Here is a 26,158-nt window from a genome sequence, read left to right on the forward strand (position 1 = left end):
GGTTACTTCGGAAAGGTGAGCTTAAAAGCTTCTTGTTGCTTACTTGTGTATTTAAACCCTAAGTGAGCAGCAGTTCTTAAATTGACAGCCAGTAGTGTTGATTTCAAAGGGGCAAAATTTTTCTGCAATGGCTGTTGAGACAGCTCATTTACCATCGTAAATAGTTGCGCGCCCATAGAGAAATTATCAGGGTAGGTTGAAAACAAAACCCCACGTTTTGCATGAGAAGGTTTACTCGAAAAAACGACCACTTCTTTTGACCAAGCTTTTTCTAAAATGAGCGGTAAAGTCACTTTGTCATTTGAAGCAACTCTATCTAATGGTAACCAAATAGCATCCTTGTTTGAAATGTTGGTCTTAAAAAGGTTTTTATAATAACTAAAGGCTTCTTTTGTGCTCGTGACTTTATGGGCATTTAGTACTAAACCTTTATCGATTGCTGCTTGCTTAGCTATATCAAGCAACCATTCACTTTGTTTACTGTAAGCAAAGTGAATGGTTTTAACCGTTGGCGCAATATCGGTTAAATAGTCAAATAAAGCTGATGGTGCGGTTATTAAACTAATTCCAGATAATCCATTAGGACTTATAGGTAAAGCACCAGAAACTATTTGAAATGACGAACGACCATCTTCTTCTTTATAAACAGAGAGTTCTTTTGCTAACTTCCAACCAAGTCTTCCAAGAACAATAGTTTTAACAATTCCCTTCGCTTTGAGATCTAGAGCAATAATTTCACTGTTAAAGTTTTTATCTAAAATCATACGTTCAAAAACGATAGGTTGCGATGAGGATTTTGCTTTGCTATCACTACCTTTCATGATGGCTTGGTAAATACTACGATATGGCTCTTTTGAACGAGGGTAAAAGATCGCTATTTTTTGACTTGAAGATTCAACAGAACTTGAGTCGCTCGCTATTGCCACCTCCACAAAGAGAAGTGCCCATGACAATAGACAGGAAAAGAAGAGAGTAATTGAAAAAAGCTTTTTCAAGACATTACTTCCCAATGGGTGAGACCTAATATAACTAAGACAATGTTTAGTATACACTTATAACAAAAAGGGTCAAAAGTACCATAAATACTTTTGACCCTTTTTTATTGGGTAATATGTTTTAAAACAAAGAATTGAGTTTGTTATTAAAAGTTATAAACCAATGTTAATGATGTTTCAGTGTTGGTGTTTTCAAACTCAGGCTCTACTTCTGTGTCGTAATCGATTCGAAGTGCAAATTTAAGCTGCATTGATTCAATTAATTTAGTAGTAATTGATGTTTCAGATTGATAAACACTGTTTTTTCCTGATTCAAAGGTTTGCTTAGCCACTAAATACTGCTTGAACTCAACAAATTCATTAATTTTAGTTGTGTAAAGTGCTTGTGCTTGAACGATGAAGTTTGTTTCTTCATTTTTAGGTTGGGTGTCAGTTTGACGAATAACGTCATATTTTACACCCGGACCAATATCAGCAAAAAGTGAACTGGTTTCAGTGTCGATCCAATGACGACCCCAACCCATAGATAAAGAGCTTTGGCTTTCAAAACCGCTGAACTTATCTTGTTGGTAACCTAAGTTAGCATATAAATAGTTTTTGCCATTCTCATGTAACGCGTAGTTAGTTTGCGTTTTTAAATCCCACTTGTTGTCTGTGGTTACAAACTCTTTATCACCGGTGTCGTCATCTTTTTCTTCAAGTTTCTTTGCTAAGGCATTAACAGCAAGAAGGTTAGTCCATTGGTTCTTCTTATGTTTTACATTAAAGCCGGCTTTAATGTCGCCGCTTTTGGTGTTTCCTGATTTGAATAAAAAACCAAGTTCAGCTGACATAGTTAATTCTGAAGCATCTTTTGCTTCTTCAGCAAAAGCCGTTTGGCTAGCTAATGGTAATAAGCATAGGGCGGTAATCGCTAATTTTGTTTTCATGATCATCCTTTACAATAGAATATGAGGTGTTACTCCCTATGAGTTACGAGCTCTTTAAAAAAGACTCAAAAGGAGCAGAGAATAATTTGACGCGATTCTAACAAATTTTTAACACTAGCTGTGCATTTTTTGTAAAGTTTTCTGAGTTTTTTATTTTTTAATTATCTTTTTAGGCCGATGAAAAAAGTGACTACAATTTGGCTGTAAGATTAATTGTTTTAACATCGACCCAGTGACTATTTATGTCTCATTCAATAATATCGTTTCACCATTTGAAAGCCCTGAAATAACAGATACTTGGTCAATGCTGACGCGATTGCCTACTCTGATGAAACGCTTTTGCTTGATACCATTTTCAATCAGCCAGACAAAATCGAGTTGACCTATTTGGGTAATACTTGATGTAGGGATAGTTATTTTCTCACTAAAACCTGCAGGAATTAGCATGCGTGCATACATCCCCGGCAATAACCCTTGTTGATAATCAATACTGACCTTAACTAAAAAGCTCCGTGAGCCTGTATTAGCCGCAGGTACTATTTCTTCTACTTGTCCTTGAAATACTTTCATTAAGCTAAGCAATTCGACATTAATGGTTTGCCCAGGTGTTAATGTCAGAGCGACGGCTTCTCTTACTTGTGCCTCCACTCTTAGTGAAACTGGGTTATAAAGGGCAAGTAGCTTTGTACCTGGTTGCGCGGTATTGCCCGGCTCGGTAAAACGATCTACTACTTTGCCTGAAATGGGAGATTTGATTGTGGCATAGCTTAAGGCGGTTACTGCTTGGGCTTTACTTTGTTCTGCGGCGGTTAACTCAGCGCTAATACTATCGAAATTAGCTTTGGCTTTATCAAGGTCAAACGCTGAAGCGATCTTTTTGTCAAATAACTCTTTAGCACGTTCAAAGTTGGCTTGTGCTTCTTGTACTCTAGCATTGATGGCCGTTATCTGTTGCTCAGCTTCTTTGACTTGCGCTAATAAATCGCTTTTTTCTAACTCGATTAAAATATCGCCCTGTTTAACGTCATCACCTGCTCGCACGTTGACTTTGGCAACTCTTGCTAACATACGAGAAGAAATGGTTGTCCCTTGTTTTGCAACTAAACTTGCCGCAACACCTTCAATGTTTTGCGTTAAGGTACTTTGCACAATAAAGGTATCGGCTTTGTTTATTTGGCTGTCTGCTGTTAAAGGCAGTGTTTCTGGTGCGACTTGCTCATTAAAAAAACCGGCTAACCAAGCAACCATCAATAATAAAATAATTAACGCTAGGCTAGGTATCAACCATGATGTTTTTTTAGTTGAGCTTACTGAGTTTGAATGTTGTGCTGTCATGTTACACCTTTTAAGTGTCAATAGTTGTTGATGCTTGCTGCTGTGCTACTTGAGTGTTTTTTTCTGGTTGATCAAACACTAATGAGTAGACAATAGGCACCACTAACAAAGTAAAAATGGTTGAAGAAATAATGCCAAAAATAATGGCAATGGCGAGGCCACTAAATACGGGGTCTAATGTGATGATTAAATTACCGAGCAAAGTTGTGCCAGCCGTTAATAACACCGGACGCATACGAACAGCTCCTGCTTGTAATAACGATTCTTTAATCATTAGTCCTTGCTGTTGCGCTTGGTTAATAAACTCAATCAAGATGAGCGAGTTACGCACAACAATGCCGGCAAGCGCAATCATGCCTATCATGGCCGTAGCCGTAAAAAGTACGGGTTCAGGTGCACCTGCAATTTCCCTTTCACCAAACTGATTTAAAAGTAAAAAGCCGGGCATAATACCAATAACCGTTAAGGGGATAGCCGACATAATAATGCCTGATAATGCTGCAGAGCCTGTTTGAATGCGAAGTACTATAAAAATAGCTGTCAAAGCAAAAGCAAAGGCAAGCCCCATATCACGAAATACTCTAATAGTAATGCGCCATTCACCTTCGCCACTAAACGATAAGTTAATATCTTCTGGTAATTGCCAGTATTGTTTTGCTCCACTGGTTAAAAAGGTTCGCGATGACCAATGTGGGCTTTCATTATCTTTATCGGCTATTGTTGAAGATAACTCGCTATTACCTTCATTGGATAGCAAGTCGCTGTTAATATCTGCAATGACTTCAGCGGGTGTTCTGCCTGATATATCGGCGGTGACATAAACAACAGGCTTTAAGTCCTTACGAAAGATAACTTTGTCATTAATGGATTGCTCAAAACGGCCTAATTCACCTAGTGATACAATGGATTGTGGCGCCATATCAATACCTTGTGGTGTTTGACTTTGCACAATACCGGCTTCACCTTTTACGGTAATTCGAGATAATTGGCTTAAGGTTTCTCGTTCATCAATGGCTAATTTTAACTTAATCGCAAGCGGGGTGGCTTCTTGCTCTATGTGCAAATAACTGACGACTTCGCCTTGATTCGCAATGTTAAGAACTTGGTTAATATTTTGCGTAGAAACACCTGATAAAGCCGCTTTGGTTTTATCGGTAACAAAACGTTGTTGTGTTTGGCTATCACCTACGGTGGTATCAACTTCTACCACATGTGGCTCGGCTTCAAGACGCTTTGCCACGATTTTTGACGCGTCTCTTAAGGCATCATATGAGGTGAACTCATTACCATAAACTTCAGCAACTAAAGTACTTAATACTGGAGGGCCTGGTGGCACTTCGACAACCTTTATTTTGATATTGCCAGATTCAAGTAATTGATTTAACGGTGCAAGTAAGGCACGTAAACGTAAAACGATCCCATGAGATTGATGCTCACGCTGACTTTTATCCAATAAGGTTAAGCGTAAGTCTGCCAAGTTATTTGCATGACGTTGATAATACTGTCTGACCATACCGTTAAAGTCGATAGGTGAGGGCAGTCCAACATAGCTTGCTATGGCAACCACTTCAGGTAGTTGCTGGCTAATTAGTGATACTTTCTTGGCCATTGCTGCTGTTTGTTCAAGACTTGCAGACTCAGGCATGTCAATAATAATTTGAACTTCATTTTTATTATCGTAAGGTAATAGTTTCAACGGAACTAGCCTTAGCACAGGTAACATGGCCGCCAGTATAAACAGAGCTAATACTAGCCATAATGCAGTCTTCCCTTTGCGTTTGTCTTCAAGTAATGGTGTTAGTAGCTTACGATACAAACTTGTAAACCCTGTGTGCTCCACAGTACTTGTCACAGCTGAGTTGTCTTGCTTAGGTGCTCTGATGAACTTGGCTGCCAGCCAAGGCGTAACGAGAAAAGCAACTAAAGTAGAGCTAATAACACTTAAAGGTACGTTAAATGCCATCGGTGCCATGTAAGGCCCCATCATTCCTGTTATAAAGGCTAGTGGTAAAAAAGCTAATACTATGGTGATAGTTGACATAAGTAAGGGCACGCGAATTTCATTGATAGCGCCAACAATGTTCTCGGTAAGAGAAGCTTTTTTTCGTTTTAAATAGCGCTCGATATTATCAACGCCAGTAATGGGATCATCAACTAATAACCCTAAAGACAGGATAAGTGCGAAGAGGGTGACACGGTTTATGGTGTAACCAAAGGCTAAATCTAAAGCGAGTGTTATGCCATAGCAAATAGGTACCGCAAGACCAACGACCAAAGCTGAACGCCAGCCAAGAAATACACCGATAAAAACCACTACCGTAAATACCGCAAAGGCAAGGCTTGTCGTTAAGTTATTGACTTTTTCGTTGGCTGTTTGGCCATAATCTCTCAATGTGACCAGCTGTACCGGTTCAGGAAATATTTTCTCTTGCAATTCAGCCATGACTTGATGCACGGATTTAGCCACAGAAACAGCATTACTGCCCGCTTGCTTTGCAATACTTAAGGTGACTAAAGGATTATCACTTGATGCTTGTTGCTGGTTGTTTGAGGCAAAATCAATCCACGAATAATGGTCTTGCTCAGTAGGGCCATCAGTTATGGTAGCCACGTCTTTTAGCATCACGACGCTGCCATCAATGACACTAATAGGCGTAGTGGCTAAACTTTCTACATCACGAAAAACATCACCACTTTGTAGGGCGACACTTTCATGTTTTAATGTGATATTGCCAATATGTGATAATTGATTTGATGATTGAATAGCTTGCACAATTTCTTGCATAGATAATTGCCTAGCCGCTAATTGCTCGGGTATGACATTGATTTGAATTTCCCTTGTTCTGCCTGCAACAATGTTTACTTCACTGGTATTCTCAATGGCTTGCAGGTGTATCGAGACTTCTTCTGCTAGGCGTCTGAGGGTAAAATCGTCTACTTGCTTGCTATCAGAGCTCCATAAGCCGAGCATTAAAATAGGCACGTCGTCAACTTCAATAGGTTTTACTTGCCAATGGTTAACAAGTGCTGGAATTTTATCGGTATTAGAGTGAAGTTTGTTGTAGGTGTTTAATAAAGAACGCTCTCTGCTTTCGCCAACATGAAATCTCAAGGTAACAATAGCTTGGCTTTCTTTGCTTACGGAATAAATGTGTTCTACGCCATTTACTTGGGCAAGAAGTTTTTCAAGGGGCGTGGTAACTAAACGCTCCACTTGTTTGGCACTAACCCCTGGTGCTTGAACCATCACATCTATCATTGGTACTACAATTTGAGGCTCTTCTTCACGCGGGGTGAATTTTAGCGCCAACATGCCGGCAATGATTGACAAAATCAATACAAATAGCGGCAGCTTACTTTGTAGCACGTAAGCTAAAAATCGACTTGTTTTATTCGTGGCTGTATTCATTTTATGTTCATCTATGCTTAAGAAATTTGACCATGATGTATGACATGCTGCGCGAATTAATCGGCTTTATGACAAAATTTTTCCTGCAAAATCACCAATAATTCTTTGATTTGCTCATTGGCCACGCGGTAATAAATGGTTTGAGATTCACGACGTGTGGTCACGATATTACTCTCTCTTAATTTAGCTAAATGTTGAGAAAGTGCAGATTGAGATAAATCAATTTGCTCATTTAATTCACCCACGGTGAGTTCATGATCACTGATGCAACATAAAATCATCAACCGATAAGGGTTTGATAATTTCTTTAACATGTCGGCAACCTGTAAGGCATTTTGTTTGAGTTCTTGTTGTTCAATATTCATCAGTTAAAGCTCACTGTTATGACAATCTAATCAATTCTTGTATTTTCGCTAAGTTTATAGTTGTTTTCTAAATTAGTAAAGGCTAATATATATAATATTAGTAATTGCTAATATTTGTTTGGCAATTACCATTGCAATGCAAATTAAACGAGGAGAGTTACTATGACAGTTAATGAAGCGTTAAGATTAATTGCCGGCGCTATGATTTTACTTTCGCTATTTTTAGCGGTGAATGTGTCGATGAACTGGCTTTGGTTCACAGTATTTATCGCCGTTAATTTAATTCAATCATCATTTACCAAGTGGTGTTTAATGATGACAATATTAAGAAAATTTGGCTTACAAGAAAGTCGCAATTGCAGTTAAAGTTATTAAATACTCATACAGTGTACACCCTGTTACTAAGGAAAATTTATTATGTTAAAAACAATCCCGGAAATTGTTGCCAGTATTAAAGAAGAACTTACAGTAGTCAGTGCAGAAAAGGCCGTAGCTGAATGTCAGCAAAATCAAGGTGTTATTATTGATGTGAGGGAGCCGGCAGAGTTTGCGCAAAAATCAGCAAATAATGCCATTAATATCCCTCGTGGCTTATTAGAAATGCAAGTGTTGCAAAAATTTCCTGATGCTAGCAAACCTATTTATCTACATTGTGCAACGGGGGCGAGAGCTTCGTTTGCAGCTGAGCAACTCAAACGTGTTGGTTACGAGCAGGTGTCAATTATTGCTTGTCAATTAGATGATGTTTGTCAGGCGTGTGATTAAGCTAACAAAGGCAGTATGTCAATAAAATGCCTTGTTAGGTCATTAGCAAGGCATTAATTAGGAATGAGTTAGGCATTAAGTAGCGTTGGTGATATCTAATATTTAACTAATACCTAACTAATGCCTGTAGGTGCAATCTTGCAACAAGATCAGGCTAACCAGTCAGGTACAATGTCTTGTTTGATTAAGTCATCATAACTTGGTCTTTTGCGAATAAGGGCAAAATTATCTTTGCTAACTAAGACTTCAGGTACGGTTAATCTGGCATTGTAATTCGACGCCATTACCGCACCATAAGCACCACAGCTCATTATAGCGATAAGATCGCCAGCTTCTGAGCGGTTAATTTTTCGTGATTTTGCAAAAGTATCGCCTGTTTCGCAAACAGGGCCAACAATGTCATAGGCCTGTTGTTCTGTTTGGCTATTATCAACCGCCAAAATGTCGTGGTAGGCATCATAAAGGCTAGGTCTGAGTAGATCATTCATGCCCGCATCTAGCATTAAAAATTCACGCTCTTCACCATGTTTGACAAAAACAACGCTGGAAACCAAGATACCGGCATCACCTAATAATGAGCGCCCTGGTTCAATGACTATTTGGCAATTTAAATCCCCTAAGGCGTCATGCACCACTTGTGCATATTCCGCTTTAGTCGGTACTTGCTCACCTTGATAGTCAATGCCAAGGCCACCACCAATATCAACAACGCTAATAGTATGACCATCCTCATTTAATTGAGTGACTAACTCAGCTACGCGAGCAAATGCCTCTGCAAAAGGAGAAAGTTGGGTGAGTTGTGAGCCTATATGGACATCAACTCCTTGCACTTTAATGGCAGGTAATGATGCCGCTTGTTGGTATGCTTGACGCGCTTTAGAAATAGGCACACCAAATTTATTTTCAGCTTTACCCGTTGAGATTTTTTCGTGGGTTTGTGCGCAAACATCAGGATTAATTCGAAAGGCTATAGCGGCTGTCGTATTTAAACGACTGGCTACTTGAGATATTAATTCTAGCTCAGGCTCAGATTCAACATTAAATTGAAAGATATCTTGCTCGAGGGCGAATTCTATTTCACTTTCAGATTTTGCTACCCCCGAGTAAACAATTTTATTAGCTGGAATACCAGCGCTCAATGCTCGCTTTATTTCGCCTACAGATACTACATCGGCACCTGAGCCTAAATTAGCTAGCGTTGTTAATACTGCTTGGTTACCGTTCGCTTTTACGGCATAACAAATTAGCGCATCTTGTTTTGCAAAAGCTTGCTGATAACTTAAATAGTTTTCTTCAATTGCCTGTTGTGAGTAACAATAAAAAGGGGTTTTGACTTGTTTAGCAATATCGGCAATGGCGACTTGCTCAGTAAACATGTGCGAATTGATATAGGGAAAGTGCTTTGCTGCCGTCATGAGTATTATTTAGCCTTTTGGTCGTGAGCATCAAGTATGAAACTGACATTATAAAGAGTTAGCTATGCTAATATGCTTGAGTAATTTATGCCAACTCGTCATTATATTCAAGGGATATGACTTATGCTTTAGTGCATGCAAAACTTGTTAAAGGGTCAAGAGTGAAAAAAAATAACCGAGAATCAATCATTGGAAAAGTTATTGCTAAATTAAGGGGCATGGGCACTTTCATGCTTGTTACTTTTGCCGTTTCGCTTCCTGCATTAGCTGAGCCTACAGCGCAAAGTCAACGAGTTATCCATCAGCAATTAAAAACTGATGTAATTGATATACAAGCAGAACACTTAACTGCGAAATATTGGCTAAATAAGTTACCTGCGCCAGATAAGGTTTTAATGAGTCAGCAAGAGATAAGTGCATTCAATCAAACGTTAGTTAACACAAATCCATATATTACTGACCCTTTGGCCATAAAGCCTGTATTGACAAAGTCTTTATTGCTGGGAAAGATAAACCAAATTAGCTCAATTCCTAGCAGCGCTCGACATTTTGCCAATAAAACGCCATTAACAGAATCTGATTACCAAGAACTGCGTGATAAGGTCAATCTAGCTGCTATAACCGAGGCTAATTCGGTTGCTTATGGCTTAGTTACTAGACGCTCTGTGTTAAGAAAGTTTCCAACATGGCAACGAGCGTTTAAATTAAATGATGATGACACCATTGATCATGAATTAGACCTATTTCAAGAAAGTGGTATTTTCCCGGGCGAAGTTGTTGCTGTGTTGCATAACAGTAAAGATGGCCTTTGGTCGTTAGTACAGGCTTATAATTACCTTGCTTGGATGCCGAGCAAAGATTTAGCGATAGGTGAAAAAGATCAAATAGCACAATTTAATAAGGCGGCTCACTTTATCACAATAACGGGAGGCAAAGTCTTTGTTGATATCCCAAGAAATGCTCAAAATAATGAAGCAGAATTATTGCAACTAGATATGGGCGTTCGTTTACCCTTGGTAACTCACTTAGAACTTAGCCTAAACGATAGCTCAAATAACGATAGCCTTTATAACGTTAATGGGCAAAATCCCTATGCTAACCACATTGTTCGATTCCCAACGAAAAACTCATTTGGTAAGTTAGCGTTTACTACGCTATCTATTCCTAAAAGTAAAGATGTGACTGTAGGCACATTGGCGATGACACAGGGTAATATCATTAAGCAATCGTTCAAGTTTTTAGGTGAGCGCTATGGCTGGGGTCATGATTTTAATGGCAGAGATTGCACTGGTTTTATTGGTGAAATTTATAAAAGCTTTGGACTATTAATGCCAAGAAATTCAGGGCAACAAGCTAAGAGTGATTATGGTTACAATATTCGATTTCAAATGCCGATAAATGAACAGTTACAAGCTAAGAGTAAGCATGAGCAAGATACATTAATCGAACTTCAATATAAGAAAAAGCAACAAGGCTTAGAATCGTTGCAAGTGGGTGATTTATTGTATTTACCAGGACATGTAGTGATGTTTTTAGGTATGGATAAAGGTCAGCCTTATATTATTCACGACGTAAAAGATTATAAGGTTTTACAAGAAAATGGTCAGTTGTATGAAGGGGTACTCAATGGTGTTTCTGTTACGCCACTACAACCGATGCATGATTATGTTAACCAGCTAAGTGTAATAAAGCGACTTGCTTACAGCACCAGCCAAGGTGACTTAAGTCATAATAATCATTAAAACTTAGCAAAGGTTTATGAAAATTAGCAAAGCAATTAAAGTATTTTCCTCGATATGAACATTACTGAAATCCGTTTAGCCAAACTGAACGTACCGCTAGTAACGCCATTTAAAACGTCACTACGTAGTGTGACTGAAATTGATGATTTAGTGGTGGTTATTCATACTGATAGTGGCGAAGTGGGCTATGGCTCTGCACCTGAAACGCCATTAATTACCGGTGATACGCATCAGAGTATGATTGATGTTATTCGTAACACTTTTACGCCATTACTTGTCGGTAAGAGTATCGAAGATACTTGGGCATTAGCTGCAACATTGCAACAAGCAATCCCGTTACATAACAGCGCCAAAGCTGCGTTAGAAATAGCACTATTTGATTTGTACGCTAAACGGCTTAACTTGCCTTTGTATCAAGTTTTATCAACAACTCGTGCTGGCGAGTCTCTCGATAATCAAAGTAATATCCCTTTGGTGTTAAAAACAGACATCACTATTAGTATGAATGATTTTGATACCATGTTCGTCGATTCGAAAAAGGCGATAGCACAAGGCTTTGATGTATTAAAAGTTAAAGTTGGTAATAACTTACAACAGGATATTGATTCGGTAATACGCTTATATAAAGAGTTTGGTGAAAGTGTTGCTATCAGGCTAGATGTAAATCAAGCATGGACAGCACAGCAAACGGTACAAGCAGCTCAATGTTTTACAGATAATCACGTGAGCATAGAACTTATTGAACAACCTGTTAAAGCTGATGATATTACAGGTTTAAAGTATATTGCTGAGCGAACGGCTATACCGATTATGGCTGATGAATCAGCGTTTAATTTAACGCAAGTCAAAAATTTAATTGAGCAACAAGCGGCAGATATTATAAATATTAAACTGATGAAAACAGCAGGTTTAACCCAAGCATTGGCCATTACTGATTATTGTCAATCAAAACAAGTTACTTGTATGATTGGCTGTATGCTAGAGGGGAGTATTGCCGTGGCTGCAGCTGCGCATTTAGCATTAGCTAAAAGTCAGACGATTTCAAAAATTGATTTAGATGGCCCAAGTTTAGGGTTATATGATCCTGTTCATGGTGGTGTTTGTTTTGATAAAGCCAATATTTATATATCTAATGAGGCGGGCTTAGGTATTAGTACTATTGAGGGGTTACAATTTTTGTCGTGAACTAGTCGTTAAATTTTAACATAAGCATAGAGCTCTCATTAATTGAGCATGAAAGAGCATAAAGGTAACCATGAAGAAAATAATCTTATATTTTATGAGCAGTGTACTGGTTAGTTCGGTACTTATATCAGCCTCTCAAGCAACAGCGTCTCAAGTAAAAACGCAAACGATTATTAGTGAACAGCATCAACAGCTTTTATTAATGATTTCTGATGATTGGCAAGCAACGCAGGGTAAACTATTTCAATTTGAAAAGCAGCAAGGGCAGTGGCTTCGCATTGAAGAGAGTACCTCAGTTACCTTAGGCAGAACTGGCTTAGCATGGGGGTTAGGTTTACATAATAAACAAAAAGGACAATACAAAAAGGAAGGTGATGGCAAAGCGCCTGCTGGCGTTTTCACCCTGGGTGATGCTTTTGGTTATTTACCTGATTTAGTGACAGGTTTAACCTACCAAGCAATGTCGGCAAATGATTACTGTATTGATGTAAAGGGCTCTAAGTTTTATAACCAAATAATTTCTAGCAAACAGTATGGTAAAAAGGCCATCAAAGGCTCAAGTGAGCCAATGCGCCGTGATATTCATTTAAACAATGATCAGGTCTATAAGAAAGGTCTTATCATTAATCATAATAGCCAAAATATTTCAGGTGCTGGGAGTTGTATCTTTATGCATGTTTGGCGAAGTATTGATAAACCAACGGCAGGCTGCACTGCGATGGAAGAAACTCAAATGGCCAATATACTGAAATGGTTGGATAAAACAAAACAACCTGTGTATGTTGCTTTACCTAAAGCTGAATATAAAAAACTAAAAGAACGTTGGGGGTTACCGTCAGTTAACCGTCTTTAGTTAACTGTCCTTGTTAACCTGCACCATAGAGTTTTTTAAACGTTTTTAGATTCCAGCCAATCATCACTTCATCCCCGATTTTAAGGGCTGGAACAGAGCGTGCTCCTATAGCATCAAGCTCTTTTCTACCGCGCTGCATTTTTGCATTGGTTAGTCTGTACTTAATGCCATTAGCATCTAAGTATTTTTGAGCTTCACGACAATGTGGGCATTTATCTGAAATATATAAAACAACGCGTTTCATTACTCACCTTTAAAAAGCTGTTAAAAGCTCACTATTTTACTGTAGTTACCAGAAAACAAAAGTTAATCAAGTGAACTATCGGTTATAGACAAAGAAGTTTAAGCTATGGAAAAACCAATAGCGTGCAAAGATATTTGAATAGGCAACTATTCACCATATTGCTGTTCAAAGAAGCTCTCGAGGATCAAACGTGCTGATTCAGCATCAATGTTGTCTTTTTTTAAATTACGATAACCACCGCGAGAGAAAAGCTGTTCTTTAGCGTCTGCTGTGGTTAATCGTTCATCTTGAAATTCAACCTTAATGCCGAAACGACCAGAGACTCTGTTGCCAAATTTTTTTGCATCTAAAGTAAGTTGTTGTTCGCTACCATCCATATTTAAAGGTAAACCAACAATAATTAAATCAGGCTGCCACTCTTTTAAAAAGTTGGCAAGGCTGTCCCAGTGAGGAATACCGTCAGAAGCTTTTATTGAGCCTAGCGGCGTAGCACTGCCGGTAATTTCTTGTCCTACAGCGACACCAATATATTTCTTACCAAAGTCAAAGCCGATAAGAGTACGTTGGCCAACGGGAGTTGCTTTTTGTTTTGCCATGAAAAGTGATGAACCTTTTAAATTATAATTAACGTTTGTTAATGCGTGTTAGGCTTTGCTACCAAAAAAAACTTAAGCGTGACCAACATCAGACGATAAATGGGCTAAATCTATACCAAGTTTCTCGGTTGCTTTCTTCCATCGCTGTTCAACTGGGGTGTTGAATATAATGTCGGTATCAACTGGTGTTGTTAGCCAAGAGTTATCTTTTAGTTCTTGTTCTAATTGGCCTGGTCCCCAACTAGCATAGCCAAGCGTGACAATAAAGTTATCTGGCGCTTCATCAGTGCCTAAAGCTAGTAGAATATCTTTTGAAGTGGTGATCATTAATTGATCATTTAAAGATAAAGAACTGCTCCAGCCACTTTGCTTGCTATGAAGTACAAAGCCTCGTTGTTGGGCAACGGGCCCACCTGAGAGAACACGTTGTTGAAGGTGAATATTCTGTTCATCTTCCTGTGCTAACTCAAGGCTTTCTTTAATGCGACCTGTTGATGGTTTGTCCTGACTTTGCTGTTTTTTTGAGTCAGCTGAAGAGGCATCGTTAGCATCAGGTTCAATTTGCTTTAATAACTCGCAAAGATTAAGGCTTACCGGCAAATTAATAATTAAGCCCATGGCGCCATCTTCATTATGCTCGCAAATGTAGGTGACTGTTTTATTAAAAAAAGAGTCATCTAACGACGGCATAGCAATTAAAAACTGATTCTCTAAACTTTCCATCAATCCTCCAACAGCTTAACTACGTAATTTATCTTCAATAGCATCCATAAGCTTACCACTAATATTAATAGGGTAGGCGGCTTCAATTTCTCGGATACAAGTCGGGCTAGTCACATTAATTTCAGTAACTTTATCGCCAATAACATCGAGCCCAACAAAATACAAACCTCGTTTCTTAAGTTCAGGGCCAATGGTTTGCGCAATTAACTTATCACTTGGGCTTAGCGGTCTAGCAACGCCGCTACCACCGGCAGCTAAGTTACCACGTGTTTCACCTTGTGCAGGAATACGAGCTAAACAATATGGCATAGGTTCGCCGTTAACAATTAATATACGCTTATCACCGTCTACTATTTCAGGCATATACTCTTGTACCATAGCGTATTGCTGGCCATGATTGGTTAAGGTTTCAATGATCACCCCAACGTTTGCATCATTGGCTTTAATTCTAAAGATAGAGGCTCCGCCCATGCCATCAAGGGGTTTGATAATGACGTCTTTTTGGCTTTGGTGAAATTCACGAATTTTATCGCTACTGCGTGTTACCAAAGTGCGTGGTGTTAAATCACTAAACCATGCGGTAAATAATTTTTCATTACAGTCACGTAAGCTTTGAGGTTTATTTACTATGAGTGTGCCTGCTACTTCTGCTCTTTCAAGCATGTATGTGGCGTAGATAAACTCTGTATCAAAAGGAGGATCTTTACGCATTAACACAACATCTAAGTCACTCAATTCAATATCTTGAGCGGAAGCAAGTTCATACCAGTGTTCACTATCATCAAACACTTTAACTCTTTGAACATTAGCGCGACAAACACCTTGATCTAAGTAAAGATCTTTAAGCTCCATATAGTAAATTTCGTAGCCGCGTTTTTGTGCTTCAAGCATCATTGCCATGGAAGAATCTTTAGCAACTTTAACTTGTGATATTGGGTCCATTACAACCCCAAGCTTTATGGGAGACGTGCTCATATGTTTTCCTTTATCGTGATTGCGCTAACGTATACTCGCTATCATGTGTAAATTATTGAACTAGGTTAAATCATTAAACAAACTAGGTTAAATCGCCAAAACGACATTGCAATGCGGTTATGGCAGTTAACGCGGCTGTTTCTGTTCTTAATACTCTTGGGCCAAGCAATACGTCAGTAAAGCTTGCATCATTAGCTAATTGAATTTCTTCATCACTAAGACCCCCTTCAGGGCCAATTAATAATCTTACTTGTTTGTCACCGGCTAATGTATCTGCAGGTAATGTCATAATTGAATGACTGGCTTTAGGGTGCAAGTTTAACTTTAATGCACGGGTTTGTTGTTCAAGCCACTGTGATAACAAAATAGGCGTGTTAACAGTTGGCACGTAAACGCGGCCACTTTGCTCACAAGCACTAATGACAATTTTTTGCCATTGCTGCTGCTTTTTAATGAGACGTTCACCGCTCAGTTTCACGCCACAACGTTCGGTAAATAAGGGCGTAATTGACTTAACGCCAAGCTCAACAGATTTTTGCAAGGTAAAGTCCATTCGATCACCGCGAGAAATACCCTGTCCTAAATGAATATCTAAAGGTGATTCACGCTTAATCACTTCTTCAGCAGTAATGTTAATCATGGCTTGTTTTTTACTTACATCGATAAGTTCAGCGGTGTACTGCTTATTTTCATTACCATTGAAAAGAGTAATGACATCACCTTGCGTTAATCTAAGTACCCTGATTACATGACCAAACGCCTCGTCAGATAATTTCACAGTTTGGTTTACGCTAAACTCTGTGGCTTGGTAAATTCTAGGGTTTGACATAATCTATTGAGCTTTTCTTTTTCTTCTGTTGAATAGCTAAAAGATAGGGGCTGAGCATATAAAAAACAATGGCTGGGGCTTTTTATTTTCATCAAAAATAACAAAACCTCCCGAAGGAGGTTTTGTTATGGCTTATTTCGGCAAAAGAGTACTGCGATTATAAACCAGCAGCTTGACGTAAATCGTCAGCTTTGTCTGTTTTTTCCCAACTAAAGGCAGTAAAGGTATCTTCACCTACAGTCATTTCAAATGGTTCACGACCGAAGTGGCCATAAGCCGCTGTTTGTTGGTACATTGGGTGTAATAAATCAAGCATTTTAGTGATGCCGTATGGACGTAAGTCAAAGTGCTCACGTACTAACTCAACTAGTTTCTCTTCAGATATTTTACCTGTGCCAAATGTTTCAATTGAAATTGAAGTAGGCTCTGCTACACCAATGGCATAAGACACTTGAATTTCACAACGATCAGCTAAACCGGCAGCAACAATATTTTTAGCTACATAACGGCCAGCGTATGCGGCACTTCTATCAACCTTTGATGGATCTTTACCTGAGAAAGCTCCGCCACCATGTCTAGCCATACCGCCGTAGGTATCAACAATAATTTTACGACCAGTTAAACCACAATCACCCACAGGACCACCAATAACAAAGCGACCTGTTGGATTAATAAAGTATTTTGTTTCTGGAGTTAACAACTCAGCAGGCAAGGTGTGCTTAATGATGTTTTCCATCACAGCATCGTGTAAATCTTCTTGCTTAATTTCAGGGTTGTGTTGAGTTGATAAAACAACCGTATCAATAGCAACTGGCTTATTATCTTCATAAACAAAGGTGACTTGAGATTTTGCATCAGGGCGTAACCAAGGCAATACGCCTGATTTACGCGCTTCGGCTTGACGCTCAACTAAACGATGCGAGTAGTATAACGGCGCAGGCATTAATGTTTCGGTTTCATTGGTTGCATAACCAAACATTAAACCTTGGTCACCAGCACCTTGATCTTCTGGTTTTGAACGATCAACACCTTGAGCAATTTCAGGTGATTGTTGACCAATTAAATTCATGATGCCACAGGTTTCACCATCAAAACCAACATCTGAAGAGGTATAACCAATTTCACTAATAACGTTTCGAGTTAGTTTCTCTAAATCTACCCAAGCGGTTGTGGAAACTTCACCTGAGATAATCGCTACTCCAGTTTTAACCATAGTTTCACAAGCAACACGGGCATGCTTATCTTGTGTGATAATAGCGTCTAATACCGCATCAGAAATTTGATCGGCAATTTTATCTGGATGACCTTCAGATACTGATTCTGAAGTAAAGTAATGTTTAGACATAAACCCTCTGCAATTTGTTAGTTTTTGTACTTAACCGTTAATGTAACAATCAATAACGATGACAAAATAATAATATGAGCATAGAAATAAATTCAATTGGGGGCGATATTACACCTTTCCATAGGGGTTTTCTAGTTTTTTTACGCCTAGACGGCTAAACGTCTTTATGACATTCCGTAACTAATTGAAATTATGCTCTTATTGATATCGTCCAAACGTAAAAATGCTTTAGAGCTTAATTGAATATAGCAGTGTGCATGAAGTTTTAGTGCTTATAGCGCCTTAAGTGCTACAGGGCTTTGCCATAGTTTAGAAAAAAGTTGTTGCTGATATTCACTTTGCTGTGAACTATAAAAAAGCCGAGTTCCTTGGCGTGATTTAGAAGCCGAGATATTGTGCTTCTCTAATTGGTTGATGAGTTGAAGTGTTACGGGTAATGCGGTTTCAACCAGTGTAATGCTGGCATTCTCTTCCTTAATAATTCGCTCAATTTGTTGTAAAAGAAAAGGGTAGTGGGTACAACCAAGCACAATACGATCAACCTTTTTGGCAATCAATGGTGAAAGGTAGCTGCGTAATAATTGCTCGCAACAATGGTTGTCAATTAAGCCTTGCTCGACTTTTTCAACTAAACCCGGGCAGGGTTGTATAAAGACTTCTGCACCATTTTGATGTTTAGCAATGAGCGATTTAAATTGACTGTTTTCACTCGTTGCTTGAGTCACTAAAACGGCAACCTTTTTCGACTCACTTTGTAAAGCGGCCGGTTTAATCGCAGGTTCTACACCTATAATCGGGATTGAAAGTTGCTCTCTTAATTGAGTTACCGCATTAACCGTTGCGGTATTACAGGCAATTACCAATACTTTTGCGCCTTGTTTTACTAGATGGTGAGCAATGGTATTAACTCTTTCTATGATGAGTTCAATTGATTTATCACCATAAGGGGCGTGCAAAGTATCAGCGACATAAACTAAATTTTCGTGAGGTAATTGCTCACTAATACATTTAGCAATTGATAAACCACCGACACCAGAGTCAAAAATACCTATTGGGGCATTATCAAATGTGCTGTTAGGGTCTGTTGTGTTTGTCAAAACGGTCTCAAAAGCTAGGAGTATCAGTGAAATTGTATTAGTTTCTGTATCTTGAAATCAATAGCTTTCTTTATGGCTCCTTTGATATTAATAATTATGCTTTTGCAGACCGTTTTTTTAATTAAGAAATAAGTAAAGTAATTTGTTTATTTAATCTTTACTTAGATTGGTACAAATGGTAACTTTGGCGTGATGATAATAAGCGTATTTTTTTAGTGAGTAAGAGTAATTATGTCGAGTGATGTTTCAATAAGCCGAATGAAGCAATTTCCGCTATTAATGTGGATATTACTTTTTGGCTCCTTTATTACCCGCGGCAGCTTTTACATGGTATGGCCTTTTCTGGCAGTGATCCTTTATGAAAAATTTTCTCTAACAGCGACAGAAGTTGGATTGATTCTATCGGTAGCTGCCATTGTCTCTGTATTGATTAGTTTCGTCGGCAGCGCATTATCTGATCGTATTGGTCGCAAGAAGTTAATGTATTTCAGTGGCTTGCTCTATATTATTTCCTTCTCTTTATTAGCTGAAATTGATCATATTGAAGGTTATATCATCGTGATTACCTTGTGTTCAATTGCAACAGCGTTATGGCGACCATTAATTAGTGCACTCATTGGTGACATGATTGATGACAGCAAAACCCGTGAACTTGCTATGCAGTCTCTTTATTTTGTGGTGAATGTTGGCTGTGCAGTAGGTCCTATGTTAGGTGTATGGATGGGCCTTACGGGAGAGCAATCAAGCTTTTATATTACCGCAATGGCCTTTGTGTTTTTACTGTGTTTATTGTCTTGGGGCTTCCATCAGCATGAGAAAAAAGAGGGGATCTTAGTTACCAATAATAATGCTAAAAAGCCTGAGGCACTTGAAGAAAATACTGCCCAAAATGGTCTAATTGATGAAAATGAAGCAAAAAACGAAAATGTAAGTTTTAAAGAAATAACTAAAATCCTATTAAAAGATAAACTTTTTCAATGCCTTATATTGGCAAACTTATTTTGCTTCTTTATTTATGGTCAAATGGATAGTTCACTTATTCAGTACTTAACTCGTGCTGAAGTGCCTGAACTGCTGATGCTTATCTCAACAATTATATTTACTAATGCCATGGTGATTATTGCAACACAATTTATCATGCTGAGAATGATGGCACATCTAAGTTTAACTACGCGAATTCAAATTGGCTTAGTGCTGTTAACAGTTTCACAATTGTGGATGGGGTTAAATCCTGTTTCATTTTTCTGGGGGTGGATAGGCGCTGTCATCATTATGAGTTTAGCTGAAACGATACTCTTTCCAACGATGAATGTGCAAATTGATCGCATAGCACCACAGCATCTTCGTGGTGCTTATTTTGGTGCTTCATCTTTCTATGATTTTGGTTTTGCTTTAGCACCTCTTGGTGGTGGTTTGATATTAGATTATTTCGGTGGCTCTGCTTTATTCATTTTCAGTGCAGTGCTTTCGCTGGTAGTAATTTATTTGTATGCGATTTTGCATAAAATGCCAAGACCTGATTTTGTGACTACAGAGCGAGATGAAAGCCTGGTAAATCAGTAAAATAAACATGATCTATTGAGTGAGAGATTGCTTGACTAGATTTGTGCTAGAAAAGATAGCTTGCGCCTCTATAAATGTTTGATTTAGTGCCGTAGCTCACAATAGTCCTGAACGCCGTGCGTTGTTCTAGTGCCGCACGGAAATATCTAATTGAAAATATGAAAGCTGCCTGCGAGTTTTCTTTATTGAATTATTGAATTATTGAATTATTGAATTCTTGAGAAAGGAAAGGTTGCGCTTCCAAGATGCCGCAGCTCACAATAGTCCTGAACACCGTGTGTTCAGGGCGGAAATATCATGCTAACCGTAGGCTTCCCGATACATGCCGGGCTTGCACAATAGCTAATAGTCAATTCCCTAAGGTAAAACTTATCGGCTCAGGGACACAGTTCACATACGAACATCCCAGAAGACACTTTCAGTATAGCGAAAAATTACTGTTGGAATAAGTTTTTTTTAACAGGTAAGAGCTGAATGCCCAGTTAATAAACGTTATGCACGTTTATTGTTCGATGGGGATAAGGCTTGTTCTATAGTCGCTTGTAAAAGCGCTATTTTTTCTTGGTTTTCTTGTTGTTCAACTTTTAGCTGCTGCTGAGCTTGCAACAAATCGTTAGCTAAATTCAAGGCAGTCATGAGTAAAGATTGCTCAGGTGTGGTAATCGCTTTGGCATTATTAGAATGGCTTAACCTTTTACTGAGTTCTTCTGCAGCAGAAAGCAATGCGGTTTCTTGTCCTGAGGGACAAGCAACTTTTAGTTTGCGATCTAGTACATTAATTTCAACAGTTCGTTGACTCATTTTTTCAAAAATTCCAAGGTTAATTAATAATATAGCGCGGTTCCATTGCAAGCATGCACTATAACTAGGCTTTTGTCGCTATGCAAGTGAATGCGGTTAATTGTGACAAATAAATTACCTGTTAGGGTACAAAGGTTATATCAACGTAAAAAATAGTTGCCGAGCCTTACCATATCGCTAGTTCGCTTGATAATTACTTTGTTACTCACTTGGGTATTGTTTGTAGCAGTGATACCATAGCCAGCAATATCTATCTTTTATTATAGTTCCTTTATTATGACTGACCATTTTGATGAGCCAAAGGCTCTAGATTTTTCTGCTTTGCAGGCTATTTTAACCAGTGAAAGTGTTGAAGCTCACGCGAGTGAATTGCATGGTGTATTAACTGGCTTAATTTGCGCAGGATTTGCCCTAGAAGATAAAAGCTATATTGCCATGCTAAATGATTTATTTAATCAAGGTGATCATTTTCCAAGTCCTGTAAAATTAGCCTTAACTCAGTTGTACCATGAAATTTGGGGCAGCGTTTTAGATGACGCATACAGTTTTAATTTATTATTACCTGACGATGACGACTCTATCGCAGAGCGTGGTAATGCCTTAGGTGTTTGGGTGCAAGGGTTTAATCTTGGCTTTGGTTTACAACAAAAAGACAGCCCGGTGTTATCTGCCGAAGTGAAAGAGGTACTGGCTGATTTTAGTGAAATTGCTAATCTTTCTGATGAAATGGAAGAAGATGAAGCAACAGAGCAAGCTTATTTCGAAATAAGTGAATATGTTAGAATTTCAGCTTTATTATGTTTTAGTGAGCTAGCTACTTTACCTAGCAGTGGGGCAAAAAACGCTCCGAAAGACAATACAACAGAAAATAAAACCTTGCATTAATGTGTAGTTATTTGCGCTATGTTAAAGCTTCAATGCACTATGTAGCGCAAAATACCCATCAGGTTTTATTTTAATATACCTCTTTTTAATCATTGATTTAGGTTACTCCATGTCATTATCTATGTTATCAAAACTACCTATTGAAGAATTTCAAGCACACCGCTTAGCCTTCTTTGAGCAAATGCCAACAAATTCTGTGGCTATTATTCCAGCCAACTCAGAAGTGACTCGAAGTAATGATACTGAGTTTGTTTTTTGCCAAGATAAGAACTTTTACTACTTAACCGGTTTTAATGAGCCAGATGCTTTATTAGTGCTTGTTAAAAATGATGATAGTTGTGAAAGTGTTTTGTTTTGCTTAGCAAAAGATGAATTACAAGAAGTTTGGCATGGCAGAAGAATTGGACAAGAAAAAGCGGTTGCTGATTATAAAGTCGAGCAAGCTTTTACTAGTGATGAGATTGACTCTTATTTGCCAGATTATTTAGACGGTAAGTCGCAAGTATTTTTCCCCTTTGCTAATGAAGCGCTAACTCACAAAGTTTTTGCTTGGATCGCGCAAGTTAAGTCCACTTTTCGCCAAGGCGGTAAAGCCCCAGCCAATTTGCTCGATAGTGCTGACATTACTAACGAGTTACGTTTGATTAAATCTGACAATGAATTGGCCTTGATGCGTCAAGCAAATGTTATTTCTGGCAATGCACATCAAAGAGCCATGCAAAAAGCGGCTGTTGGTAAGTTTGAGTATCAAGTAGAAGCGGAAATATTGCATGAGTTTGCGCGAAATGGTGCTCGCCATGCAGCTTACGGCACAATAGTCGCTGGTGGAGATAACGCTAATATTTTACATTACACCAATAATAGCGACGTACTTAATGATAATGAATTATTACTCATTGATGCAGGCGGTGAATTAGATGGCTACGCTGCAGATATTACACGTACATTCCCAGTTAACGGTAGATTCACTCAAGAGCAAAAAGCCATTTATCAATTGGTGCTAGATGCGAAAAACCTTGCAGTAAATGCCATTAAACCGGGCATGTCCTTTGCAAAATTAAACATCATAACTAATGAGTTTTTAACTAAAGGTTTGCTTGATTTAGGCATATTAACGGGTGATTTAGCAACACTAATTGAAGAGAAAAAAGTTAAAGATTATTTCATTCATGGTTTAGGTCATTGGCTAGGTTTAGATGTGCACGATGTTGGGGATTACCATGCTAATGCTGAACGTGAACAGCACCGTGCATTTAAACAAGGCATGGTCATGACGATTGAGCCTGGTATATACATTCCCTTATCTGATATGAATGTAGAACAAAAATGGCGCGGTATTGGCGTACGTATTGAAGATAATATTGCCGTTACCGCAACAGGTTATGAAAATTTAACGCAAGACGCCCCTGATACCATCGATGCAATTGAAGCATTAATGGCTAAGGCGAATAGTTAAACATAGTTCAGAAAGAGCGCAGGTTAATGGCACAGTCAGAAGCAGAGTTCGACGTTATTATTTCAGGTGGTGGTTTATCGGGGAGCTTAATGGCACTCAGTTTGAGCGACCATAAGAAAGCTGATGGAAGTTTATTATCGATTGCTATTATTGAAGCCAATGAGCATCAACAGGTAAACCTTAGTAAGCACACACCAGTGTTTGATGATAGAGTGCTGGCATTATCACACGGTAGTGCTCAGTATTTAAAACAAGTGGATGTATGGCCGTTACTGGCTGATAAAGCCTGCGCCATTAAAAATATTGATATTTCAGATCGCGGACATTTTGGTAAATCTCGTTTAGCTTCAGATGAATTTTCCGTTGATGCCCTAGGTTATGTCATAGATATGGCGCTTATTGGTAAAGCTATTTTGCAAAAGTTAGCCGATAAAACCAATGTTGCTTGGTTTAGCCCAGACTCAATACAAGATATAGACTGGCAAAGCCAAAGTGTTAATGTACAACTCAGCTCAGGTCAAGCTTTAACTGCGCAGTTGCTACTTGCTTGCGATGGCGCAAATTCGGTGTGCAGAAAACAAGCGCAAATAGATATTGAACATAATGACTATGAGCAGGTCGCGGTAATTGCCAATGTTTGTACTGAAAAAGCACATTTTAATAAAGCCTTTGAACGCTTTACTGAGCACGGCCCTATTGCAATGTTACCTTTGCCACTTTTAAGTGAGCAAAAAAGCAAATATAAAAGCAACCAACTAGGTCAAGGTCGGTGTTCACTCGTATGGACAATGACCCCAAATCAAGCGCAAGAAATTACTGCACTTTCTGATGAAGAGTTTGCTTTGGCGCTCGAGCAAGCCTTTGGTTTATGGCTTGGAAAAATCACTCAAGTGGGTAAGAGCGATGTTTATCCTTTGGCGTTACTGCAAGCTAAACAACAAGTGTTTCATCGTATGGCACTTATTGGCAATGCTTCTCATACTATTCACCCAATTGCAGGACAAGGCTTCAACTTAGGTTTACGTGATGTTGCTTACTTAAGTGAGTTAATAGCTCATGTCTTATCTGACTCAGCATCTCACTTAGCCAATCAAGGAAAAGTCGATATAGGTAGTTTTGCATTATTACAGAAATATCAGTTGGCGCGCAGTAAAGACCAACAACAAGTGATTCAATTAACAGACTCGTTAGTTACTTTATTTGCTAGCGATTTACCGCCGTTAGTGGTGGGCAGAAATACTGGTTTAAAATTATTTGATAATGTATCAGTATTGAAAAATGTACTCGTTAAAAAAACGATGGGTTATTAGAACTAAGTCAAAAGAGAATGACATGCAAAAGTTTGATGTATTAATTGTTGGTGCAGGTATGGTGGGGTTAACCTTAGCCCTAGCGCTACGTAAAAATAGCCAACTCAATATTGCTATTGCCGACACGCTACCTGTATCAGCAGTGAGTGAAGAGCCTGAAATCCGTGTCAGTGCCATCAATATTGCAAGTAAACATATTTTTGAGAACTTAGCGGTATGGTCTGATATTACTACAAGCAGACACCAAGCTTATCAACACATGCATGTGTGGGATAAATCGGGTTTAGGAAAACTAGATTTCTCTGTTGATGATATTGATTGCATAGGAACAAATGATCAAGATCAGCAGTTAGGCTGGATCATTGAAAATAGCATTATTCGCAATGCGCTATGGAAAAAGGCTGAGCTTGATGATGGCATCACTTTTTTCACAGGAAGTAAGTTAGCAAACCTTGCACAGGGCGAAAGTGAAGTTTTCGCCAGCTTTGAAAATAACGCTCAGCCTATTATGGCTAACTATGTTGTGGGCGCTGATGGCGCAAACTCTTGGGTGAGAAAACAAATGGATATGGCGATGATCTTTAAAGATTATGATCACCATGCCATTGTAGCGACGGTTAAATGCCCACAAGGCCATAAAAATACTGCTTGGCAGGTCTTTTTACCCACAGGTCCTTTAGCATTTTTACCTTTAGATGCTAAACACCAAGAGCAAGATTTATGCTCAATTGTTTATTCAACATCCCCTGATGAAGCTAAGCGACTAACCGCTTTAAATAGCGTTGATTTTGCTAAAGAATTAACCGCAGCTAGTGATGGAAAGCTTGGGGCAATTGAGCTCATGAGCGACAGAGCAACCTATCCTTTAACGATGCGCTTAGTTCAAGAAAGCGTTAAAGAGCGTGTTATTTTAATTGGCGATGCCGCACACACTATTCACCCGTTGGCAGGACAAGGGGTCAATCTTGGCTTGTTAGACGCCGCGGCGTTAGCGCAAACCTTTGAACAAGCAACAGCGCAAGCATTAGAGCAGCAAGCATTACTCGCATTTGCTCGCTGGCGTAAAAGTGAAGCCAGTGAAATGATAGCTGCTATGGCGGGAATCAAAGAGGCCTTTACCCCGCAGCAATCAGCCGTAAAATTTATTCGTGGTTTAGGCATGAACTTAATTAATAATGTTCCCTTTGTAAAAAAACAATTGATTAGCCAAGCGCTCGGTTTAAAAGAGGGATTACCTAAACTCACGAAACGTGCAGGGTAACTACGAGCTGGAGTTCTTTTTAGGCAAAAAATCACCTCGTAATATCAGCTGCCCTTAGACAATTTATAATAAAAAATCGT

The 26,158-nt window shown here is 38.8% G+C and carries 24 protein-coding genes and 1 other RNA gene; 10 read left to right on the forward strand and 15 right to left on the reverse strand.

The genetic code is table 11. The annotated features are described in order from the left end of the window. Window positions 1-2 precede the first annotated feature (2 nt). The 5 genes from EPA86_RS02745 to EPA86_RS02765 all read right to left on the reverse strand — a co-directional run bounded on the left by EPA86_RS02745 (window position 3) and on the right by EPA86_RS02765 (window position 7,033). Window positions 3-995: an ABC transporter substrate binding protein gene (locus EPA86_RS02745; RefSeq protein ID WP_140601657.1), complete on the reverse strand. Its 993-nt coding sequence runs from the start codon at window positions 993-995 to the stop codon at window positions 3-5. Window positions 996-1,141: 146 nt separating this feature from the next. After that, on the reverse strand, window positions 1,142-1,924 hold the full coding sequence (locus tag EPA86_RS02750) for a DUF481 domain-containing protein (RefSeq protein WP_140601659.1): 783 nt from the start codon (window positions 1,922-1,924) through the stop codon (window positions 1,142-1,144). Between the two features lie 240 nt (window positions 1,925-2,164). Further along, the gene (locus EPA86_RS02755) at window positions 2,165-3,259 is read right to left on the reverse strand and encodes an efflux RND transporter periplasmic adaptor subunit (protein WP_140601661.1); all 1,095 of its coding nucleotides are present in this window, start codon (window positions 3,257-3,259) and stop codon (window positions 2,165-2,167) included. A gap of 10 nt (window positions 3,260-3,269) precedes the next feature. Then, on the reverse strand, window positions 3,270-6,668 hold the full coding sequence (locus EPA86_RS02760; RefSeq protein ID WP_140601663.1) for an efflux RND transporter permease subunit: 3,399 nt from the start codon (window positions 6,666-6,668) through the stop codon (window positions 3,270-3,272). A gap of 56 nt (window positions 6,669-6,724) precedes the next feature. Beyond that, on the reverse strand, window positions 6,725-7,033 hold the full coding sequence (locus EPA86_RS02765) for an ArsR/SmtB family transcription factor (RefSeq protein ID WP_140601665.1): 309 nt from the start codon (window positions 7,031-7,033) through the stop codon (window positions 6,725-6,727). Between the two features lie 162 nt (window positions 7,034-7,195). Between EPA86_RS02765 and EPA86_RS02770 the strand changes: the two genes are divergently transcribed. Both EPA86_RS02770 and EPA86_RS02775 read left to right on the forward strand, forming a co-directional pair. Then, the gene (locus EPA86_RS02770) at window positions 7,196-7,399 is read left to right on the forward strand and encodes a YgaP family membrane protein (protein WP_140601667.1); all 204 of its coding nucleotides are present in this window, start codon (window positions 7,196-7,198) and stop codon (window positions 7,397-7,399) included. A 51-nt stretch (window positions 7,400-7,450) separates the two neighbouring features. Further along, on the forward strand, window positions 7,451-7,798 hold the full coding sequence (locus EPA86_RS02775) for a rhodanese-like domain-containing protein (RefSeq protein ID WP_140601669.1): 348 nt from the start codon (window positions 7,451-7,453) through the stop codon (window positions 7,796-7,798). Window positions 7,799-7,947: 149 nt separating this feature from the next. On the opposite strand, the gene lysA is transcribed toward EPA86_RS02775, so the two are convergent. Further along, window positions 7,948-9,213, reverse strand: coding sequence for a diaminopimelate decarboxylase (gene lysA, locus EPA86_RS02780; RefSeq protein WP_140601671.1), 1,266 nt, complete (start codon window positions 9,211-9,213; stop codon window positions 7,948-7,950). A gap of 161 nt (window positions 9,214-9,374) precedes the next feature. Between lysA and EPA86_RS02785 the strand changes: the two genes are divergently transcribed. The 3 genes from EPA86_RS02785 (at window position 9,375) to EPA86_RS02795 (ending at window position 12,993) form a co-directional block, all read left to right on the forward strand. After that, window positions 9,375-10,955 carry an SH3 domain-containing protein gene (locus EPA86_RS02785; RefSeq protein ID WP_170309552.1) on the forward strand — a complete coding sequence of 527 codons (1,581 nt, stop codon included), beginning with the start codon at window positions 9,375-9,377 and terminating at the stop codon, window positions 10,953-10,955. A gap of 54 nt (window positions 10,956-11,009) precedes the next feature. Further along, complete coding sequence (locus EPA86_RS02790) at window positions 11,010-12,140, forward strand: dipeptide epimerase (RefSeq protein WP_140601675.1); 1,131 nt, start codon at window positions 11,010-11,012, stop codon at window positions 12,138-12,140. Between the two features lie 70 nt (window positions 12,141-12,210). After that, window positions 12,211-12,993, forward strand: a complete 783-nt coding sequence (locus EPA86_RS02795) for a L,D-transpeptidase family protein (protein ID WP_140601677.1) — start codon at window positions 12,211-12,213, stop codon at window positions 12,991-12,993. 13 nt (window positions 12,994-13,006) lie between these two features. On the opposite strand, the gene EPA86_RS02800 is transcribed toward EPA86_RS02795, so the two are convergent. From EPA86_RS02800 to murI, 7 genes are all read right to left on the reverse strand, one after another. Beyond that, on the reverse strand, window positions 13,007-13,237 hold the full coding sequence (locus tag EPA86_RS02800; RefSeq protein WP_140601679.1) for a glutaredoxin family protein: 231 nt from the start codon (window positions 13,235-13,237) through the stop codon (window positions 13,007-13,009). Window positions 13,238-13,383: 146 nt separating this feature from the next. After that, window positions 13,384-13,833, reverse strand: a complete 450-nt coding sequence (ruvX, locus tag EPA86_RS02805) for a Holliday junction resolvase RuvX (RefSeq protein ID WP_140601681.1) — start codon at window positions 13,831-13,833, stop codon at window positions 13,384-13,386. 72 nt (window positions 13,834-13,905) lie between these two features. Next, the gene (locus tag EPA86_RS02810) at window positions 13,906-14,556 is read right to left on the reverse strand and encodes a YqgE/AlgH family protein (RefSeq protein ID WP_140601683.1); all 651 of its coding nucleotides are present in this window, start codon (window positions 14,554-14,556) and stop codon (window positions 13,906-13,908) included. Between the two features lie 15 nt (window positions 14,557-14,571). Further along, on the reverse strand, window positions 14,572-15,531 hold the full coding sequence (gene gshB, locus EPA86_RS02815; RefSeq protein WP_140601685.1) for a glutathione synthase: 960 nt from the start codon (window positions 15,529-15,531) through the stop codon (window positions 14,572-14,574). Window positions 15,532-15,613: 82 nt separating this feature from the next. Next, window positions 15,614-16,360 carry a 16S rRNA (uracil(1498)-N(3))-methyltransferase gene (gene rsmE, locus EPA86_RS02820; protein ID WP_140601687.1) on the reverse strand — a complete coding sequence of 249 codons (747 nt, stop codon included), beginning with the start codon at window positions 16,358-16,360 and terminating at the stop codon, window positions 15,614-15,616. 157 nt (window positions 16,361-16,517) lie between these two features. Then, window positions 16,518-17,705 (reverse strand): methionine adenosyltransferase, encoded by a 1,188-nt coding sequence (gene metK, locus EPA86_RS02825; protein ID WP_140601689.1) that lies wholly within the window; start codon window positions 17,703-17,705, stop codon window positions 16,518-16,520. Between the two features lie 272 nt (window positions 17,706-17,977). Further along, complete coding sequence (gene murI, locus EPA86_RS02830; RefSeq protein ID WP_246058224.1) at window positions 17,978-18,802, reverse strand: glutamate racemase; 825 nt, start codon at window positions 18,800-18,802, stop codon at window positions 17,978-17,980. 231 nt (window positions 18,803-19,033) lie between these two features. Between murI and EPA86_RS02835 the strand changes: the two genes are divergently transcribed. Further along, window positions 19,034-20,365: an MDR family MFS transporter gene (locus tag EPA86_RS02835; RefSeq protein WP_140601690.1), complete on the forward strand. Its 1,332-nt coding sequence runs from the start codon at window positions 19,034-19,036 to the stop codon at window positions 20,363-20,365. Between the two features lie 233 nt (window positions 20,366-20,598). Here the strand turns inward: EPA86_RS02835 and ssrS are convergent. Both ssrS and EPA86_RS02845 read right to left on the reverse strand, forming a co-directional pair. Then, a non-coding RNA gene (ssrS, locus tag EPA86_RS02840) (6S RNA) lies at window positions 20,599-20,780 on the reverse strand. A gap of 77 nt (window positions 20,781-20,857) precedes the next feature. After that, window positions 20,858-21,166, reverse strand: a complete 309-nt coding sequence (locus tag EPA86_RS02845; protein ID WP_140601692.1) for a cell division protein ZapA — start codon at window positions 21,164-21,166, stop codon at window positions 20,858-20,860. Between the two features lie 276 nt (window positions 21,167-21,442). On the opposite strand from EPA86_RS02845, the gene EPA86_RS02850 reads away from it, so the two are divergent. The 4 genes from EPA86_RS02850 to EPA86_RS02865 all read left to right on the forward strand — a co-directional run bounded on the left by EPA86_RS02850 (window position 21,443) and on the right by EPA86_RS02865 (window position 26,078). After that, complete coding sequence (locus tag EPA86_RS02850) at window positions 21,443-22,051, forward strand: UPF0149 family protein (RefSeq protein ID WP_140601694.1); 609 nt, start codon at window positions 21,443-21,445, stop codon at window positions 22,049-22,051. A 109-nt stretch (window positions 22,052-22,160) separates the two neighbouring features. Next, a complete protein-coding gene (gene pepP / locus EPA86_RS02855; RefSeq protein ID WP_425462559.1) occupies window positions 22,161-23,507 on the forward strand; it encodes a Xaa-Pro aminopeptidase in 1,347 nt (448 codons plus the stop codon). A gap of 26 nt (window positions 23,508-23,533) precedes the next feature. Beyond that, window positions 23,534-24,817, forward strand: a complete 1,284-nt coding sequence (gene ubiH, locus EPA86_RS02860; protein ID WP_140601696.1) for a 2-octaprenyl-6-methoxyphenyl hydroxylase — start codon at window positions 23,534-23,536, stop codon at window positions 24,815-24,817. Window positions 24,818-24,839: 22 nt separating this feature from the next. Continuing rightward, window positions 24,840-26,078, forward strand: coding sequence for an FAD-dependent monooxygenase (locus tag EPA86_RS02865; protein ID WP_140601698.1), 1,239 nt, complete (start codon window positions 24,840-24,842; stop codon window positions 26,076-26,078). Window positions 26,079-26,158 lie beyond the last annotated feature (80 nt).

Origin of the sequence: Litorilituus lipolyticus (genome assembly GCF_006439335.1) — a bacterium.
Classification (GTDB): Bacteria; Pseudomonadota; Gammaproteobacteria; order Enterobacterales; family Alteromonadaceae; genus Colwellia; species Colwellia lipolytica.